The 16,154-nt window shown below is 61.0% G+C and carries 16 protein-coding genes; 11 read left to right on the top strand and 5 right to left on the bottom strand.

The features are described from left to right. The first annotated feature begins 143 nt into the window (after positions 1-143). The 3 genes from RIF72_RS07390 to RIF72_RS07380 all read left to right on the top strand — a co-directional run bounded on the left by RIF72_RS07390 (position 144) and on the right by RIF72_RS07380 (position 3,680). Positions 144-1,181 (top strand): TOMM precursor leader peptide-binding protein, encoded by a 1,038-nt coding sequence (locus tag RIF72_RS07390; protein ID WP_309074188.1) that lies wholly within the window; start codon positions 144-146, stop codon positions 1,179-1,181. Positions 1,182-1,621: 440 nt separating this feature from the next. After that, positions 1,622-2,455: a hypothetical protein gene (locus RIF72_RS07385; protein ID WP_309074187.1), complete on the top strand. Its 834-nt coding sequence runs from the start codon at positions 1,622-1,624 to the stop codon at positions 2,453-2,455. A gap of 1 nt (position 2,456) precedes the next feature. Further along, entirely contained in the window at positions 2,457-3,680 is a 1,224-nt protein-coding gene (locus tag RIF72_RS07380; RefSeq protein WP_309074186.1) for an MFS transporter, read from the top strand. Between the two features lie 33 nt (positions 3,681-3,713). On the opposite strand, the gene RIF72_RS07375 is transcribed toward RIF72_RS07380, so the two are convergent. Further along, positions 3,714-4,616, bottom strand: a complete 903-nt coding sequence (locus tag RIF72_RS07375) for a MurR/RpiR family transcriptional regulator (protein WP_309074185.1) — start codon at positions 4,614-4,616, stop codon at positions 3,714-3,716. A 205-nt stretch (positions 4,617-4,821) separates the two neighbouring features. Here RIF72_RS07375 and RIF72_RS07370 point away from each other — a divergent pair, with 205 nt between their 5' ends. Continuing rightward, positions 4,822-6,123 carry a DUF1343 domain-containing protein gene (locus RIF72_RS07370; RefSeq protein WP_309074184.1) on the top strand — a complete coding sequence of 434 codons (1,302 nt, stop codon included), beginning with the start codon at positions 4,822-4,824 and terminating at the stop codon, positions 6,121-6,123. Between the two features lie 54 nt (positions 6,124-6,177). After that, a complete protein-coding gene (locus tag RIF72_RS07365) occupies positions 6,178-8,220 on the top strand; it encodes a glycoside hydrolase family 3 protein (protein ID WP_309074183.1) in 2,043 nt (680 codons plus the stop codon). Between the two features lie 6 nt (positions 8,221-8,226). Here RIF72_RS07365 and RIF72_RS07360 read toward each other — a convergent pair whose 3' ends face one another. Next, positions 8,227-9,237, bottom strand: a complete 1,011-nt coding sequence (locus tag RIF72_RS07360; RefSeq protein ID WP_309074182.1) for a YdcF family protein — start codon at positions 9,235-9,237, stop codon at positions 8,227-8,229. A gap of 138 nt (positions 9,238-9,375) precedes the next feature. Between RIF72_RS07360 and RIF72_RS07355 the strand changes: the two genes are divergently transcribed. Beyond that, on the top strand, positions 9,376-10,038 hold the full coding sequence (locus tag RIF72_RS07355; RefSeq protein WP_309074181.1) for a hypothetical protein: 663 nt from the start codon (positions 9,376-9,378) through the stop codon (positions 10,036-10,038). 130 nt (positions 10,039-10,168) lie between these two features. Here the strand turns inward: RIF72_RS07355 and RIF72_RS07350 are convergent, their stop codons facing one another. Further along, on the bottom strand, positions 10,169-10,444 hold the full coding sequence (locus RIF72_RS07350) for a hypothetical protein (RefSeq protein ID WP_309074180.1): 276 nt from the start codon (positions 10,442-10,444) through the stop codon (positions 10,169-10,171). A 136-nt stretch (positions 10,445-10,580) separates the two neighbouring features. Between RIF72_RS07350 and RIF72_RS07345 the strand changes: the two genes are divergently transcribed. From RIF72_RS07345 to RIF72_RS07335, 3 genes are read left to right on the top strand one after another with little or no spacing between them, the layout of a single operon-like run. Next, positions 10,581-10,946 (top strand): metal-sensitive transcriptional regulator, encoded by a 366-nt coding sequence (locus tag RIF72_RS07345; RefSeq protein ID WP_309074179.1) that lies wholly within the window; start codon positions 10,581-10,583, stop codon positions 10,944-10,946. 49 nt (positions 10,947-10,995) lie between these two features. Further along, positions 10,996-11,229, top strand: a complete 234-nt coding sequence (locus tag RIF72_RS07340) for a heavy-metal-associated domain-containing protein (protein WP_309074178.1) — start codon at positions 10,996-10,998, stop codon at positions 11,227-11,229. An 8-nt stretch (positions 11,230-11,237) separates the two neighbouring features. Next, positions 11,238-13,643 carry a heavy metal translocating P-type ATPase gene (locus tag RIF72_RS07335; RefSeq protein WP_309074177.1) on the top strand — a complete coding sequence of 802 codons (2,406 nt, stop codon included), beginning with the start codon at positions 11,238-11,240 and terminating at the stop codon, positions 13,641-13,643. A 30-nt stretch (positions 13,644-13,673) separates the two neighbouring features. On the opposite strand, the gene RIF72_RS07330 is transcribed toward RIF72_RS07335, so the two are convergent. Continuing rightward, positions 13,674-13,946, bottom strand: a complete 273-nt coding sequence (locus tag RIF72_RS07330) for a DUF2277 domain-containing protein (protein ID WP_011776687.1) — start codon at positions 13,944-13,946, stop codon at positions 13,674-13,676. Positions 13,947-14,104: 158 nt separating this feature from the next. Between RIF72_RS07330 and RIF72_RS07325 the strand changes: the two genes are divergently transcribed. Then, positions 14,105-14,368 carry a WXG100 family type VII secretion target gene (locus RIF72_RS07325; protein ID WP_011776688.1) on the top strand — a complete coding sequence of 88 codons (264 nt, stop codon included), beginning with the start codon at positions 14,105-14,107 and terminating at the stop codon, positions 14,366-14,368. A 58-nt stretch (positions 14,369-14,426) separates the two neighbouring features. Here the strand turns inward: RIF72_RS07325 and RIF72_RS07320 are convergent, their stop codons facing one another. Further along, the gene (locus RIF72_RS07320) at positions 14,427-15,467 is read right to left on the bottom strand and encodes an EamA family transporter (RefSeq protein WP_309074176.1); all 1,041 of its coding nucleotides are present in this window, start codon (positions 15,465-15,467) and stop codon (positions 14,427-14,429) included. 71 nt (positions 15,468-15,538) lie between these two features. On the opposite strand from RIF72_RS07320, the gene RIF72_RS07315 reads away from it, so the two are divergent. Continuing rightward, positions 15,539-16,087, top strand: coding sequence for a CGNR zinc finger domain-containing protein (locus tag RIF72_RS07315; protein ID WP_091464089.1), 549 nt, complete (start codon positions 15,539-15,541; stop codon positions 16,085-16,087). Positions 16,088-16,154: the final 67 nt, after the last annotated feature.

Here is a 16,154-nt window from a genome sequence, read left to right as displayed (position 1 = left end):
AAACACAAAGGAGTGATTCAAGTGCTTAAGCTCAAGCGACTGGCCAAGCGCCGTTCCAAGCTGAACTTCGTGTTCAACTAAACCAAGAATAAAAAGTGGGGGCCGCGCAACGCGTGGCCCCCACTCATCATTGGAGGCAAGAATTGGCAGTCATAACCTACTCCCTCAAGCAGTCGCTACCCGTCATCACCACGGAAACGGCCGTGCAGATCGGATTGGCCCCGCCCAACGCAATCGAAATCGAGGATGCCCCGGACGGGCTCGCAGAACTACTTAGCTTCGCTTCACAGCCACGGACACTCGACGCTTTGGGCGGCAAGGCCGAACTCCTGCTGGGTGAAGGCTCCGGGGAGATCGTCGAGGAACTTATCGACGCCGAGATTCTGGTGCCGTACAGGTTCGACCTCTCCGGCCGGTACAGCCGCCATGACCTGTACTTTGAACTTGCACACAGCACCGGCCCCGGTGCCAGCGATCTGCTGCGTAATCGAAAGGTCACGCTAATCGGTGTGGGAGGGATCGGAACGAACGTAGCCATGCAACTCGCAACAGCCGGTGTGGGCACCATTGTCCTGGTCGACGGGGACACTGTGGAAGAAAGCAACCTGACCCGGCAGTACCTCTTCACTGCGCAAGATATCGGTTCCCCCAAAATTCAAGCCGCTGCAAGAAACCTTCACCTCAGGGCCCCCGGCATCAACACGGTGGAAGTCGCCTCCATGATGTCCGGAGCGAACGATCTCTTGCCTGTTTTTCAGGACTCAGACTTCGTTGTGGTCTCGGCCGATACGCCCCAGGAAGTGCTCGAGTGGTCTAACCAGGCGTCCATCGCCACCGGCACACCCTTCACTTGCGCCGGGTATCAAGATACGCGTGGAGTGGTAGGCCCGGTAGTACGGCCAGGCGTCACCCCTTGCCTGGAATGCGCAGCGACAGACAACGACGGCAGGACCAAATCAAAGGCATCGCTCTCCACCACCAATCTCAATAGCTCATACCAGGCCCCAAGCTTTGGGCCGCTGAACTCAATCGTGGCGTCCATTGCCGCAATGGAAGTGTTCCGCTACCTGCTTACCGGATCCACCAACCTTGACGGCAGGAGGCTGGTGTTTGACTCGCTGGAGTTGGCATCGGAGTTCGAAGATTTCGCCAGGAATGGCCGCTGTGCTGCGTGCGCCTGACTGCAACAAGTCCACGGCGCTCGTTGCGTTGGCGGGGGCCTACGTAGTCGCCTCGATCGCCGCAACGGTGGCCAACAGAAACTTCTGGCCAATTGCGTCAAACAATATGTTCAATGCGAAGTTCCGGGACCGCGTCTCAAGATTCGCAGTTGAATTTCACATGCCTGGTGGAACAACCGTTGCTTGCGGCCCGGCAAACTGCCTTCCAACCCAGTTCTTCCGGGCCGGAGCCGTGTTCGCCGGCATCTTCATGGGTGAGGACGAGCAACCAAAGAATGTCCTCTGCCAGAGAATCATCCAGAGGCTTCGAAGCAACGCCTGGAGACCGTTTGACGAGGTTCGCACCCCCGCTCACCTGCCCGACCATCCCTTGAGGATGGACATCCTGGTGGCAACTACTGTTCGGGGAATGCCTGAGGAAAAGGAAATTGTGTACACGTATGTTCCGACAACTTCGCCGTAAACCAGTCCAACTCCAGCATGTGCGCAATGCGGCAGTGTGGGCTGTTGCCGCCCTTGCGCTGACGCTCCGCCCCGGCCCGGCTGCTTCCCGTGACTACCGAGCTGCAGTTGCTTCACAGGAGTCAGCGGTGGACCGCACGGCTGATGAAGGGGCCGCTTGGAAGAGCCGACGCGCGGCCGCCGGACTACTGATGGCGGCCGCGGCTGCCGGCGAGGTTTGTGGAAACCCCGGGTCAAAGTCCTCTTCTTGGATTCGGCGGGCAGCGCTGGGAGTCTTCTTGGCAACACGAGCTTTGGATGCCCGATCCCTACCGGGCCGCTGGCCGTATGACACGTTCATTGAAGCGGTACTCGTCATCAGTCAGATGTCCAAGCCGGGCAGTGGCCAGTCCCCGAGCCTGCCGCTTTCGGTCTCACGGGTTGCGCTATACCTGCCCTACACGCAGGCCGGCTTGTCCAAACTCCTCCACGGCTATGACGCTTGGGTCAGGCGCGGCGATGCCAACCATATCTATCATTCGCACCTGTTGGCCTCGGATACTCACCCGTTTGCCCAAGAGCGATATAGAATGCCGGTTCGTGCCCTAACTCGCACAATTCCCTTTCTTGAATTAGTCGCACTCCCCCTTGCCCTCATTCTTCCCGGCAAGTGGCGGATGGTAGTTCCCTGCTGCACCACCATCTTTCACATGGTCATTGCCCGCACGTGGAATATCAGCTTTTGGCAGGCACCCGTAATGCAATGGCTTCTCACATCAGTGGAAAAGCAGCCCGACCTTGTCACCATTCTCCAGTCACCCCGAGGTAACTGAAGTGTCATTGGCAAAGCCATGGCAGAGACGTTTGCACCTCACGGGAATGTGGGTGAATTCGTTGGGTGGGGGTGCGTACAACATCGCGCTGCCACTCATAGTTCTGCAGACAAGCGGCAGCCTTGCCCAGATGTCCATTGTTGCCGTGGCATCACAACTTCCCAAGGCTTTCCCCGGAGTCCTCATCGGCGGACTCGCGGATCGTATGTCCCCCCGCGTCATGACCCACATCGGCTATTGGGGTCAAGCACTTGTTGTTGCTGCAATGGCGCTGCTGATAGGGCCTTGGCACACGCCCTTTTGGGTCCTCGTACTAGGCGCCTTCCTACGCGGCAGCCTAGACATGTTCGCCCGGACAGCCACCTTCGTGGCCATCCCGAAGATGTACGGTGACGGCACCGCGAAGTTCAATGCCGCAGTTTCCACCGCATGGACCTCAGCTTCCATCGTGGGTCCGGCAATTGGTGGAGCTTTGAGCGCCGTCTGGGGCCCGTGGTGGTTGCTGGCTGTTGATGCAGTGTCGTTTACGGTCATTGCCTTGATCATGAATTTCCTGCCTTGGCCGGAGCGCCCGAGCAGCCTGCCGGACCGGCCGGGTTTCTTCAAGGAACTTTCTGCCGGGTACCGGCGACTTACCCAAATCCATGGTTGGTGGCGTTTTGCCGGGACAGTTGTCCTCGTCGGCTTCCTATCCGCCCCTTTGTCCACATTGGCGATCTTCCAGACCTCCGTTGGCCTCAAGGGTTCCGCCACGGAAGTAGGAATCGTCGGTGCAGCGGCAGCTGCGGGCCTCTTCTGCGGTTCGATTCTGTCAGGTTTGCTCTCCGAATGGCGCCCAAACGTTCTGATGCAACGGTCCTCATGGCTTATGGCAGCAGGGGCCTTGCTCTTCTTCATACCGTCGTGGATTGCCGTGGCATGTGCCCTTTTCGTCGTCTGTACGGGCGGCATCGCATGGACGGTGGGACGCACGTCCCTCATCCATCAACAGATTCCCTCGTCTGACCTGGGCAAGACCATGACGGCGGTCCAGTTTCTTGAAACTGTATCCAGTCCCCTCAGCCTTGCAGTTGCCACGTTTCTTATGGGCGTCTCGTCATTCATGGCCTTTGGCTCCATCCTCCTGGCAGCCCTGCTTTCGGGGATTCTTGCGATCAATTCGGACTCCATGCTGAGGCAAAGTGACGTCAAAAGAGAGGTCAAGCAGGCGGAACCTGTCCAGTAGCCTCAGGCTGTGCCGGGCAGGCAGGTGCGCTTGTCAGTTGGCCCGGCGAAACTTCCGGCTTTGGACAGCTGCGTGCGTTTTACGCAGCGCATCAATGGAAGCCTCATATGACTGCTGGGCGACGCCCACGAACAGGCAGTCAACAACCATCATCTGTGCTATCCGGCTGCCCAGGGCTCCGGGCCTGAAGGGGCTTTCGCGGGCTGCAGTGGTCAGCACTATGTCAGCGACCCCGCCTAGTGGTGAGTCGGCATGGTTGGTGATGGCGATGGTGGCGGCGCCGGCTGCTTTGCCCGCCTTGAGGTAATCGACAGTGTCTTCGGTGGTTCCCGAGTGCGAGACGGCAATGGCGACACATTCGGCGTCGAGCAGTACCGCTGAGGTGAGGGCGGCATGTACCTCGGGCCAGACGAAGGAGACCAGGCCAATCCTGTGCAGCTTTTGCTGCAGGTCCTGGCCCACCAAACCTCCCGCTCCCACTCCGAAGATGTCGATCTTGCGGGAGCCGGACACCACGTCAATGGCCCGAGCCAGCTGTTCGACGTCCAGCACCTGGGCAGTATCGGCGATGGACATGGTCTCGTTGAATGCAATTTTGGAGACGATGTCCTGAAGCGAGTCGGCGGTGTTGATGTCCTCGTAGACCTCGGCCGGGACGCCATGGGCCACACTCTCGCGAGCAGTTTCACGTGCAAGGTCCAGGCGAAGATCAGAGTAGCCGCCGTAGCCCACCTTCTTGTAGAACCGGACCACCGAGGTAGTGGATGTTCCGCATTCCTCAGCCAGGTCGCCGATCGACATGGTGGCAGCCCGCGATGGATCCGACAGGACCAACTCAGCCACAACCTGCTCCGATGGGCGCAACGCTGGCAGGACAGAGCGAATTCGCACCAATACAGTGCGGGACGACTGCGCGTCTCGCGGCGCTTCCAGCATGGTTTCCTTCCGAAGGGCCAAACCCGATCCACGGTACCGATTCAGAGTCGCAATCCCAAGGCCCTGCCCGGGCCTTGTCATTAAGTTACACAAGCGTCAGAAAAAAGGTAAGTCATTGACGCCCTTCCGGAGAACGAATACGGTCAATGTAAGGAAAATCACAAAATTTGTCATGCTCCTCGCTCTCCTTCGAAAGGCTTTCTTCATGGCACTCGACCGTAGAAAACTGCTCCATGCATCGGGGCTGGCGGCCGCTGCCGCCGTCGTCGCGCCCTTTGCTCCCAGCGCAACCGCCAGTCCGAACCAGCCACGCCCGGGGAATCCGGGAAAGCCGGGATCTACAATCAGTGGCGCCGATGTAGCCGCTGCGAACAACTGGAACATTTTCGCCGGCCGCAAGGTGGGAGTCATCACCAACCCCACCGGCGTCCTCGCGAACTTCCGCACCATCGTGGATGACATGGCGGCCAAAGGCGTGGGGGTCGGAGCGGTCTTCGGACCCGAGCACGGCTTCAGGGGGACCGCCCAGGATGGTGCCAGCGAAGGAACATCCGTGGACCCGCGGACCGGCATCACGGTCTATGACTCCTACGGCGCCACAGTTGCCGACTATGTGCGCTTTTTCGAAGCTTCCGGAGTGGACACCATCTGCTTCGATATACAGGACGTTGGGGCACGGTTCTACACCTACATCTGGACCATGTGGGGTGCAATGCAGGCGGCGTCGAAGACAGGGGCGACTTTTGTTGTCCTGGACCGCCCGAACCCCATCGGCGGCCAGGCCCGCGGACCAGTCCTGCAGAAGGGGTTCGAGTCCGGTGTTGGCCAACTGGGCATCGCACTCCAACATGGGATGACGGTGGGCGAGCTCGCCAAATACTTCAACGCAGTTCACCTCCCGGCCGCCGGCCTCACACCCATCCAGGACCTTCAGGTGGTGGAGGTCCAGGGCTGGCGCCGCGAGATGACGGGACCGGACAACCGGGCGATGTGGATCCTGCCGAGCCCTAACATGCCAACACCCGAAACTGCCACCCTGTACCCTGGCACAGCCCTTTTCGAGGCCACCAATATGTCAGAGGGGCGCGGAACCACCCGGCCGTTCGAACTCATCGGCGCACCCTACGTGGACTACCGCTGGGCAGAGGCCCTGAACAGCAAGGGCCTTGCGGGTGTCACTTTCCGAGAGGCGTACTTCCAGCCAACGCTTTCCAAGAACCAGGGCCTCATCTGTGGCGGCGTGCAGGTTCACATCACCGACGCCACCCGCGTTGAAGCACTGGAAGTGGGAACCCACATGTTGGTGGAAGCCAAGCGCTTGTATCCCGGTTTCGGTTGGCGTGGCGACGGCGGACGATGGATGGGCCTGCTAAGCGGCTCGGCCCGCTTTGCTGAACAGCTCGACGCCGGTGCTGACGCCAAGACGATCATGGACAGCTGGCGGCCCGAACTGGACCAATTCGTGCGCGACACCCGCGAGTACCTCCTCTACAACGGCAAGCGCTAGTCCTACAGACACACAAACCTCAACCGCAACATGGACGACGGGATTGGGATTCACATGCAAAGACAACGAACTTCACTCATGACGGCGGCGGCCACCGCGCTGTTAATGACGGGCACAGGGGTGCTGGCTGGCGCGGGCACTGCACTTGCGGCCGCACCCACCAAGGCAAGTACGACGACGACCTCCGCCTCGCCGGATATCGAGGCGATGATCGCCGCCATGACGCTGGACGAAAAGATCGGCCAGATGACCTGGACGCACGTCTACGGTTCATCGGCAGACGACGCCTCCATGGCAGCAAAGAATCAAGAGCGGTATGGCGTCAACACGCCAGCGGAGGTGGTGGAAAAGTACAACCTTGGCGGCGTCCTCTACTTCGCATGGTCCGGAAACACCACCACCCCCCAGCAGGTTGCGGGCCTCTCCAACGGTCTGCAGCAATCGGCAATGCGGGAGGACGGAAACGGCATCCCACTTGCAGTCACCATTGACCAGGAAGGTGGTTTGGTTGCCCGCATCGGGCCGCCCGCAACGGTGCTTCCAGGGAACATGGCCCTCGGCGCCACGGCAGACGTAAGTCTCGCCAAGGCGCAAGGTGAAATCCTGGGCTCCGAAATGCGTGCCATGGGTATCAACGTTGACTTCGCACCGGTCCTGGATCTCAACTCCAATCCTGACAATCCCGTCATTGGAATCCGCTCCATGGGTGAGGACCCTGCGCTGGTCAGTGCACTCGGGGTCGCCCAGATCGAAGGCATTCAAGCACACAACGTAGGTGCAGCCGCCAAGCACTTCCCCGGCCACGGCGACACCTCTGTTGACTCGCACTATGGACTGCCCACCGTCACCTACGATCGCGAGACCCTCAATCAGCACTTGAAGCCGTTCAAGGCCGCAATTGATGGCGGCGTGGATATGGTCATGACGGCACACATCATTGTGGAGGCTATTGATCCGGAGATGCCTGGCACCCTGTCCCACAAGGTACTCACGGGCTTGCTCCGGGACGAGATGGGCTTCAAGGGTTTGGTGACAACCGATGCCCTGGATATGGCGGCAATGGCTGCCGAATGGACGCAGGAAGAGATCGCAGTGAAGGCGATCCAGGCCGGCTCTGACATCCTCCTCAACTCCCCGGATGTGGATGCATCGTTCGCCGGAGTTCGCGCCGCCGTCGAATCCGGCGAGCTCACCGAGGCCCGCCTGGACGATTCTGTCCGAAGGATCCTTGAATGGAAGGTCAAGCGCGGGGTCTTCGAACAACCCCTGGCCGACCCCGCCGCTGTGGACAGCATCGTTGGAAGCGCGGAGAACCTGGCCACGGCCAAGCTGATCTCCGAGCGGGCAGTCACGCTCCTTCGCAATGAAGACCAGGTTTTGCCGCTCGCTTCGGGCAGTTCCGTGCTCATGGTGGGCGCCGGTTCAGCATGGCCGGAACTCATGGGTCCAATGCTTAAGGATCAGGAATTCGCGGTGACGGAAGACTACGAGGATGGCGCTTCGCCGTCCGCCGCCTACCGCGCGCGTGCGGTAGCCGCCGCCGGCAACGTCGACGCCGTCGTCTTCGCTTCGTACAACGCAACCAGCAATGCTGCACAGCAACAGATGGTGGCGGAACTGGCAGCCACAGGAACTCCCGTAGTCGTTGTGGCCACACGAAATCCCTACGACATCAGTGTCTTCCCCGGTGCCGACGCCGTACTCAACAGTTATGGGGTTAAGGAGGTCAACTTTCACGGTGCAGTCCGCGCCATTTCGGGCGCGATCAACCCGAGCGGCAAGCTGCCAGTGAACATTCCCGAAGCCGACGGCGACGGCTTCCTTTTGCCGCTGGGCTTCGGTCTGAGCTACGAAACGGCGACGCCGGCGGCGGTCATCTTCACGGACCGGCCGGGTCATGGGCAGGATGCCTACACCATCCCCGCCGTCGCGGGTGTGTCGTACCTGATCGGCGGCAAGGAAGTTGCAGCCGGGAGCTACAGGAAGCCCGCCGGCACTGTGAGCGTCACAGCGGAACCCGAGCCGGGATACGTCTTCACCATTGAATCCGTCACGGAGTGGAGCCACACGTTCACCACAGGACTCCCCAAGTCCTAGGAATAGTCACACCACCGGCGAGTTCATCAGTGCCACCGTGATGAGCAGGGCAACCCCGAACATCGGCAGGCAGAGAATGATGTTGGTCAGGCGGTTGTCCCTCATCACGGCCACGAACTCCCGGAGGAAGGCACTTGGCACGAAGTATCTGGCCGTAGGAGCACCCACAACCTCGGCGTTGATCCGTTGCCGACGGGTCAAAAGTGCTGTGCGCAGTACGTGGTAATTGTTGGTGCACACCAGCAAGGGCCCATGAATGCCCTTATCTGCCAACAGGGCAACGGAATAGGCAAGGTTCTCGCGGGTGGTGGTGGCTTGGTCCTCTTCCAGCACGTCCGTGGCTGCCGCACCCTTTGCCACCAAGTACTCCTTCATGGCGGTGGACTCCGGCCGCGGCTCGTCCGCCCCCTGGCCCCCGGAAGGTACCAGGACAGGCTTGGCCGGAGTGCCGCCGTCGTAAATTTCCAGGGCTTTATTCAAGCGCGCGGCGAGCAACGGCGGGACCTTGCCGTTAATCAGGCCGGAGCCGAGGACGACGACGGCCGCCGGGTTCGGGCTGAAACCCATCCGTGAATACACCATCGCGTATCCCAGGAACACCACGAAGGCGCAGCCGAGGTAGGAGCAGAGGAAGAACGCGAGAGCGGCGACGCCGGCCAATACCGGCTGCCCGCTCAGCACAAAAAGGAAGGCGATTACAGGGGCTAGGAACACTGCAAGTCCCACCGCGATCGGCAGGAAGCTGGTGATGCCTGGGCCTTCCCTGCGGACCATCGTGATGCCGTTGGCGATCAGGAAGCCGGCAAACACGAAAATGCTCAGTACGGGGACTACCAAGACCACCAGGTTCAACCATTCGAACCATGGGTTCAGGTCTATGAGGAACTCCAGAAGGGCCTGCAGGAGGAACCATGCCGCCACCAGCAGGAACACACCGTTCCGGAGCCGACGCCGGTCGGACTGGAACGAGGCAAGGAAGAGCCCCGCAAAGAGAAGTCCAAGGACCAGGTTCAGCATGATCCAAGCCTATGCGCTGGGGCTGCTGCCCTCGACGGCGGCCACCTCGCCGATCTCGTACGAACGCCGTCAGAAGTAAGACGGAATAGCCCGTGATAGATTCGACAGGCGAAAAAACGCAAACAAAGGTGGTTGATCATGGGCGGTGCAAGGACATCCCGGCCGCGGTATTTCAGGGCTGTTGCTGCATCGCTGTTGCTGGTTACCGTCTCCGGCGGCCTTTCGGCGTGCGCGGAAGAAAAGAAGCCTGCACCCCCTTATCCCGCGGTCGAATGGCAGGGATCTGCGCCGAGCGAGCCCCTAGAGGCTGACCCGTGGGTCATGGCGGCCCGCAAGTCACTCGAGGCCCAGGCTGTCGCGCAGAATATTACGGACTTCACCCTGCCCGAGTTGGTGGAGACCACTGGCCTGAAACTTCGAGTTCGCATTTCCAGGCCTCCGTTGAACGACGTCGCCCAGAAACGTCGCCCCGACATCCGCCCGGGACCTGATCCTTTCCTCCCTATGAAGGTCCAGCCGGGCCCGGTCCCCGGCACTGCCGAAGTGCACGGTTGCTTGGTGCCGTGGGCATCCGAAACTGGTGACGTGCCTGATGAATTGAGTGCCTCCGGCGTGATGTTCCGGATGGAACAACTCGCGGAAGGGCAACAACGGATCAGCAGCGTCGTTACACTTCCGGATCTGGACTGCAGTACCGCCGTACCGCCGCTTGCATTCTTCGTGCCTGCTCCCCAGCCGTCGGATGTCACCGACGCCAAAGACATTGTCCGGGCTAAGCGAACCGAGATCGATCCTGCCTAGCAGGTTCCTCAGCGTTCCCCGGCGATCCGTTCAGCAAAGTCGTTGAGTACCGCCGCAACAGCGTCCGGATGGCGGCCGGGCCAAGGCCCTGACATCCAAGCGCCTTGCTGATCCCGTTCCCTCTCCATGGCTACGCGAGCCAGCTCTTCAGGCACGAGATTGAAAAAACGTCATCGGGGATGGTCTCCCGATCGTGCCCTGTGTTGGTCCACCAGTCACCGAAGGTCTCACCCGGCATCGGAATCATGGCCGAGAGATACACCAGGCCGTCGGAGTGGAGTTCGTCGCACACCAAGGGTGCGGTGAAGCCACCCAGCGAGTGCCCCACCACGATGGAGTGCTCAGCAGGAACCCATCGTAGTTCCGATCCTCCGACTTGGACCAGAACACTTCGGAGATAGCACACAAGGGAAACGCTGCGAACTCCACGCTCGTAGACCGCCTGCAGCTACGCGAGGCTTTTGGGCTCGCACCGAGCTGGCGACTCCCGATACCCCCCGGGGGTACTTGACGAATACCCCCTATGGGTATAGTTTCAAGTTATGAGCACGCCAGACCTGAGCATGAGCAATCCGGATGCACCCATCATCGAGGTGGATCCGGAGAACGCCGCACCCCATGGGTACACCAACAACAAGGACGCGTACCTCAAACGCTTGAAGCGGATTGAAGGGCAAGTCCGCGGTATCGCGCGGATGGTGGAGGACGACAAATACTGCATCGACATCCTCACCCAGGTAGCAGCTGCCACCAAGGCCCTCCACGCGGTCAGCCTGGGCCTCTTAGAGGAGCACATCGGCCATTGCGTCGTGGGTGCCGCCTCCGAGCCCAACCCCGAAGCCCGCGCCGAACAGATCGACGCCAAGGTAAAGGAGGCCACCGATGCCATCGGGCGCCTGCTGCGGTAATTCCGCCAACAATCAACACACCATTCAACTCATCACCAAGGAGAGCGCCATGAGCCAGACCATCCAGACCAACGTCAACGTTTCGGGTATGACCTGCGGCCACTGCGTCTCAAGCGTGAGCGAAGAACTTGAGTCGCTCAGCGGTGTCGAAAACGTGGCCGTAGATCTCAATCCCGGCGGACTGTCCACCGTGACCATCACATCAACCAAGGAGCTCTCGCCGTCTGAAATCGGCGAGGCCGTGGCAGAAGCCGGCTACCTGGTGGTAGCCAACGACGCTTAGGAGTCCTCTTGAGTAGCCAGGAGACTTTCAACCAACCCGCACACAGGGTCATCGAACTGGACATCGAGGGCATGACCTGCGCCTCGTGCGTCAATCGAGTGGAACGAAAACTGGGCAAGCTCGAGGGCGTGGAGGCCAGCGTCAACCTCCCCCTCGAATCAGCCCACGTCACAGTCCCGGCAACCGTGACAGATCAGCAGATTGTGGACACCGTCAACGCCACGGGTTACAAAGCCACAGTCCGCCAAGCCCCATCCCAAAACACCCGTCCCGGACACACTCCCACCAAACAAGCCACACCAAGCGGCGCCGCCGGTGGCATGCGGCAGCATGCGTCTAAGGGAGGCACGACCGAGCATGCAGAGCATGGTGCCAGTGGCGCCGCGGAAGCCGACCACACGGACCACGGTACGCACGAAGACCATATGGCTCACGGCCCGGCAGCCTCAACCCTGCGCCCACGCCTGATCGTCGCTGCACTGCTAACCGTTCCGGTGTTCGCAATTTCGATGATCCCCGCCCTGCAGTTCGCCAACTGGGGATGGGTTGTGGGCGCGATGGCCCTGCCGGTGGTGAGCTGGGCGGCCTGGCCGTTCCACAGGGCAGCCGCTATCAATGCCCGGCACTTCGCCTCCACCATGGACACGCTAGTTTCGATCGGCGTCATCGCTGCTTACCTCTACTCGGCGTGGCAACTTTTTGCGGATCCCCGCATGACTGAACACCCCGGCATGGAAAACATGTCCGGTGGCGGCCTGTACTTCGAGGTTGCCGCGGTGGTCACAACGTTCCTGCTTCTGGGCCGATACCTTGAAGCGAACGCCAAGGCCAAAGCCGGCAACGCGCTCAAGGCATTGCTAAACCTGGGTGCCAAGGATGCAACGATCCTCGTGGAGGGCATGGAGCAGAAGATTCCTGCCGATCAACTCCTCGTAGATGACGTCATTGTTGTCCGCCCCGGCGAGAAGATTGCCACCGACGGCGTGGTGACGGACGGCGCATCCGCCGTCGACGCCTCACTGGTCACGGGTGAATCGGTGCCGGTGGAGGTTGGACCGGGCAGCCTGGTGACGGGCGCTACGATCAACACCTCTGGTCGCTTGCTGGTCCGGGCCACCCGCGTGGGCTCGGACACGACGCTCGCTCAGATGGGGCGTTTGGTCAGCCAGGCCCAGACGGGCAAAGCACCCATTGCGCGGCTCGCGGACAGGATCAGTTCCGTCTTCGTCCCGATCGTGCTGGTCATTGCCCTGGTCACGTTTATCCTTTGGCTGTTCTTCTCGGGTGACCTCAACGCGGCCTTCACGGCAGCTGTTGCCGTTCTGGTGATCGCCTGTCCCTGCGCTTTGGGCTTGGCAACTCCCGTCGGGCTGCTGACTGGGACTGGCCGCGGAGCTCAACTGGGCATCCTCATCAAGGGCCCACAGGTCCTTGAGGACACTCGCCATGTGGACACCATCCTGCTGGACAAGACGGGTACTGTGACCAGCGGCAAGCTCGCAGTGGACCACACTGTGGCCCTCAACGGCTACGCCCCGGCCACCGTCCTGACCCTGGCCGGAGCTGTTGAAGCGGCCTCTGAGCATCCGATTGCCCATGCGATTGCCGCCTCGGCAAAGGACGCCATGCCCGACGCCGGCACCTTGCCTGCTGTTGACGGCTTCAGTTCCGCTCCCGGTGGCGGCGTGAGGGGAACCGTTGTAATGGACGGGGCCTCAAAGACCGTGGTTGTCGGACGCTCGGGCTGGCTCGAGCAGAACGGCGTCCCTCTCGATTCGAACCAACGGGAAGCCTTGGCGGCAGAAGAAAACGGCGGAGCCACAGCCATTTGGGTTGCAGTGGACGGCAAGGCCGCAGGAATCGTCAGCCTGAGCGACACCGTCAAGCCCGGATCCGCAGCGGCGATACAGAAGTTGAAGGAGATGGGAATTCGCCCCATCCTGCTGACCGGAGACAATGCTGCAGTGGCCGCCCAAGTGGCTGCCGCCGTCGGGATTTCACCGGAAGACGTGTTCGCCGGTGTGCTGCCGGAGGGGAAAGTTGAGGCGGTCCGGAAACTCCAGGCATCCGGTGCCACGGTGGCCATGGCCGGTGATGGCGTCAACGACGCCGCAGCCCTGGCCCAATCGGACCTCGGTATCGCGATGGGCTCGGGGACGGACGTTGCCATCGAAGCGTCGGACCTGACCGTGATGGGGAGTGATCTGGGTCAGCTGGTGCAGGCAATCGAGCTGTCCCGCAAGACTCTTTCAACCATCAAGACCAACCTGTTCTGGGCGTTCTTCTACAACGCGATTGGTATCCCGGTGGCAGCACTTGGATTCCTGAACCCGATGATCGCGGGCGCAGCAATGGCAGCCAGTTCGGTGCTGGTTGTTGCGAACTCGCTGAGACTGCGCTCGTTCGGTAAGTAAACCCCCACCGACCGGCAGTTGTGGCCTGGGCTACGCGGTTCCGAAACGGACCGCAGCCCGGGCCTTCGCTTTGGCGGCTTCCTCGTCACGGTTCTTCGCCGGGCCGTGGCTCACCAAGGAGTCCAAGAGATGCTGCGTAATATGCGCGATCTCGTGGACGGCCTCCGCGAAAGCTTCCTCATTGGCTTTGGAGGGCTTGGTGGATCCGCTGATTTTGCGCACGTATTGCAGGGCAGCGGCCTCCACTTCGGCGCTCGTAGCGTGCGGTTCGAAGTTATGCAGGGTCCTGATATTGCGGCACATAACCCCATGCTAACTATGGGCAGTGCTACATGGGGAGGGGTGCCCATCGACGGTTTTTGGATTCCCGGGATAGGTTTTAGCTATTGGATCTTCCGGATGAGCCGGAGGCCGCTGGGGATGCCGAAGAGCTCGGGTCCGAAAAAATGAAGGAGAATCTCATGGCTATTTGGGGTGCAGATGTTGATCAGCTTCGTCAGCTCGGTAACAAGCTGAAGGCCGGTGCTGAGAACATCGAGCAGCAGCGTTCACAGCTCAAGGGCGCACTTGACGGCACCGACTGGAAGGGCCCGGACGCTGACAAGTTCCGCGGCGAGTGGGACAGCCAGCACGCTTCCAACCTGAAGAAGGTTGCCGACGCTCTTCGCGAAGCCGGCGACCGCGCTCAGAAGAACGCTGAGCAGCAGCAGCAGGCTTCCAACTAAGACAGTTGGGAAAGCCCCGGACGCATCAGCGTCCGGGGCTTTCGCTGTCTAAGGCACCTTAGTCGCGGGGCACCTTGGTGACATGACCGGAAGGGACGGGTTCCACGTCGTTCGGGTGATCCAGAACGCGTGCCGCTTCCTGGGCAGTATTGGCCGCCCTGCGATCTCCACGCAGCTCATCGACCCGGACCAGGACCACACCACCCACAATGAAGAGGCCGCCCAGCAACTGAATGGGGCCGGGGAGTTCACCCAGGAGCAGCCAAGCCCAGATCACGGCGAACAGGACTTCGGTGAGGGACACGAAGGACGCCACCTTGGAACCCAGGCTGCGGGCAGCCATGATGCCGGAAACGTACGCGAGCACCGTGGCCAGGATGATGAGGCCGACGGCGGAGACCCACCACGGAGTAGTCCATGGCCCCAGCGTTGTGTCCGCGGTGCTGAAGGTCATGGGCAACAGCCCCAGCAGCCCGACGAGCCACATGACCAGGGCGCCCACCAAGAGACCCCCGGAAGCGAGCACCAGCGGAGGGAGGCTGTCGTTCTCCTTGGCAGTGATGAAGAAGTAGATCACCAGACACACGGCGGCGGCCATACCCCAAAGGACCCCAACAAAGTCGACCTTCACGGCACCCGTCAGATCAAGCACCAGGACCAGTCCGCCCAGGGATAACAGGGCGCCGGAAGCGGTGAGCGCGCGGGGCCGCCGTCGGCTGGCGATCCAGAGCCATAGGACAATCATCACCGGGGCCAGATACTCAAGCAGTAGTGCTACGCCCACGGACAATCGGGCTACGGCATTGAAGTAGAAGAGCTGGCAGCCCGCCACTCCGATGAGCCCGAACAGCAGGATAGTCAGCCAGTTGTCCTTGAGTTGGTGCCACCGGCCGCGGAGAACCACGACGGCGGGAATCACCAGGATCAGTGCGGCGCCAGTGAGGCGCACAGCAACCGCGGCGCCGGGTGACCAGCCGGTTTCAAGCATCGACTTGGCAAACGAGCCGGACGTGCCGAAAACAGCGGAAGAAAAGAGTGCGATGCCGAGTCCTGATGCCAGGAAACTCTTTGCATCAGCCTTCGTCGTTGGAGCTGACACAGCAGCCTCCTGTCAGGAGTAAAGTGGGCTTATGGTCATGACAGTACTCCCGAAACATGTAAGGAGTCAAAGTGCTTTTTGCGCCTGACACCGAGGTTGCCCTTCGTAGCGTCGTCAACCTGATCAATACGGCCGCCAACGGCGCGGAATCGCTGGTCACAATGGAAGACCTCGATTCCTTCCTGGAGGCTGAAGAGTTCACCGGATCAAGGGTGAACACTCCTGCGGAACTAAGCAGCATCAAGCGCCTCCGCAGTGAACTGGCGGCACTCTGGAGCGCCGACGAGGACACGGCAGCGAAGTCCGTTAACAAGCTGCTCGCCGACGCCAAGGCACTCCCGCAGCTCGTGAAACATGACCACTGGGACTGGCACCTGCACGCCACCACCCCGGAAGCACCACTAGCAGTCCGAATGGGAACCGAAGCCGCAATGGCCATCATCGACGTCATCCGAAGCAAGGAAATGGACCGCATGCGCGTGTGCGCGGCGGACGACTGCGACGCCGTCGTGCTGGACCTCAGCCGCAACCGCTCCAAGCTCTACTGCGATACAGGGAACTGCGCTAACCGCGCCCACGTCGCTGCATATCGCGCTAGGAAGGCCGCCGAGGGTGAGTGATAGACGCCCGATATGAAGTTGGTGATGGTGGATAGGGCCTCTCCGCGCCTAAATGCGAGCGTGATTA

Origin of the sequence: Paenarthrobacter sp. (assembly GCF_031180005.1) — a bacterium.
Taxonomy (GTDB): domain Bacteria; phylum Actinomycetota; class Actinomycetes; order Actinomycetales; family Micrococcaceae; genus Arthrobacter.
This window is presented reverse-complemented; position numbering and strand designations above follow the sequence as displayed.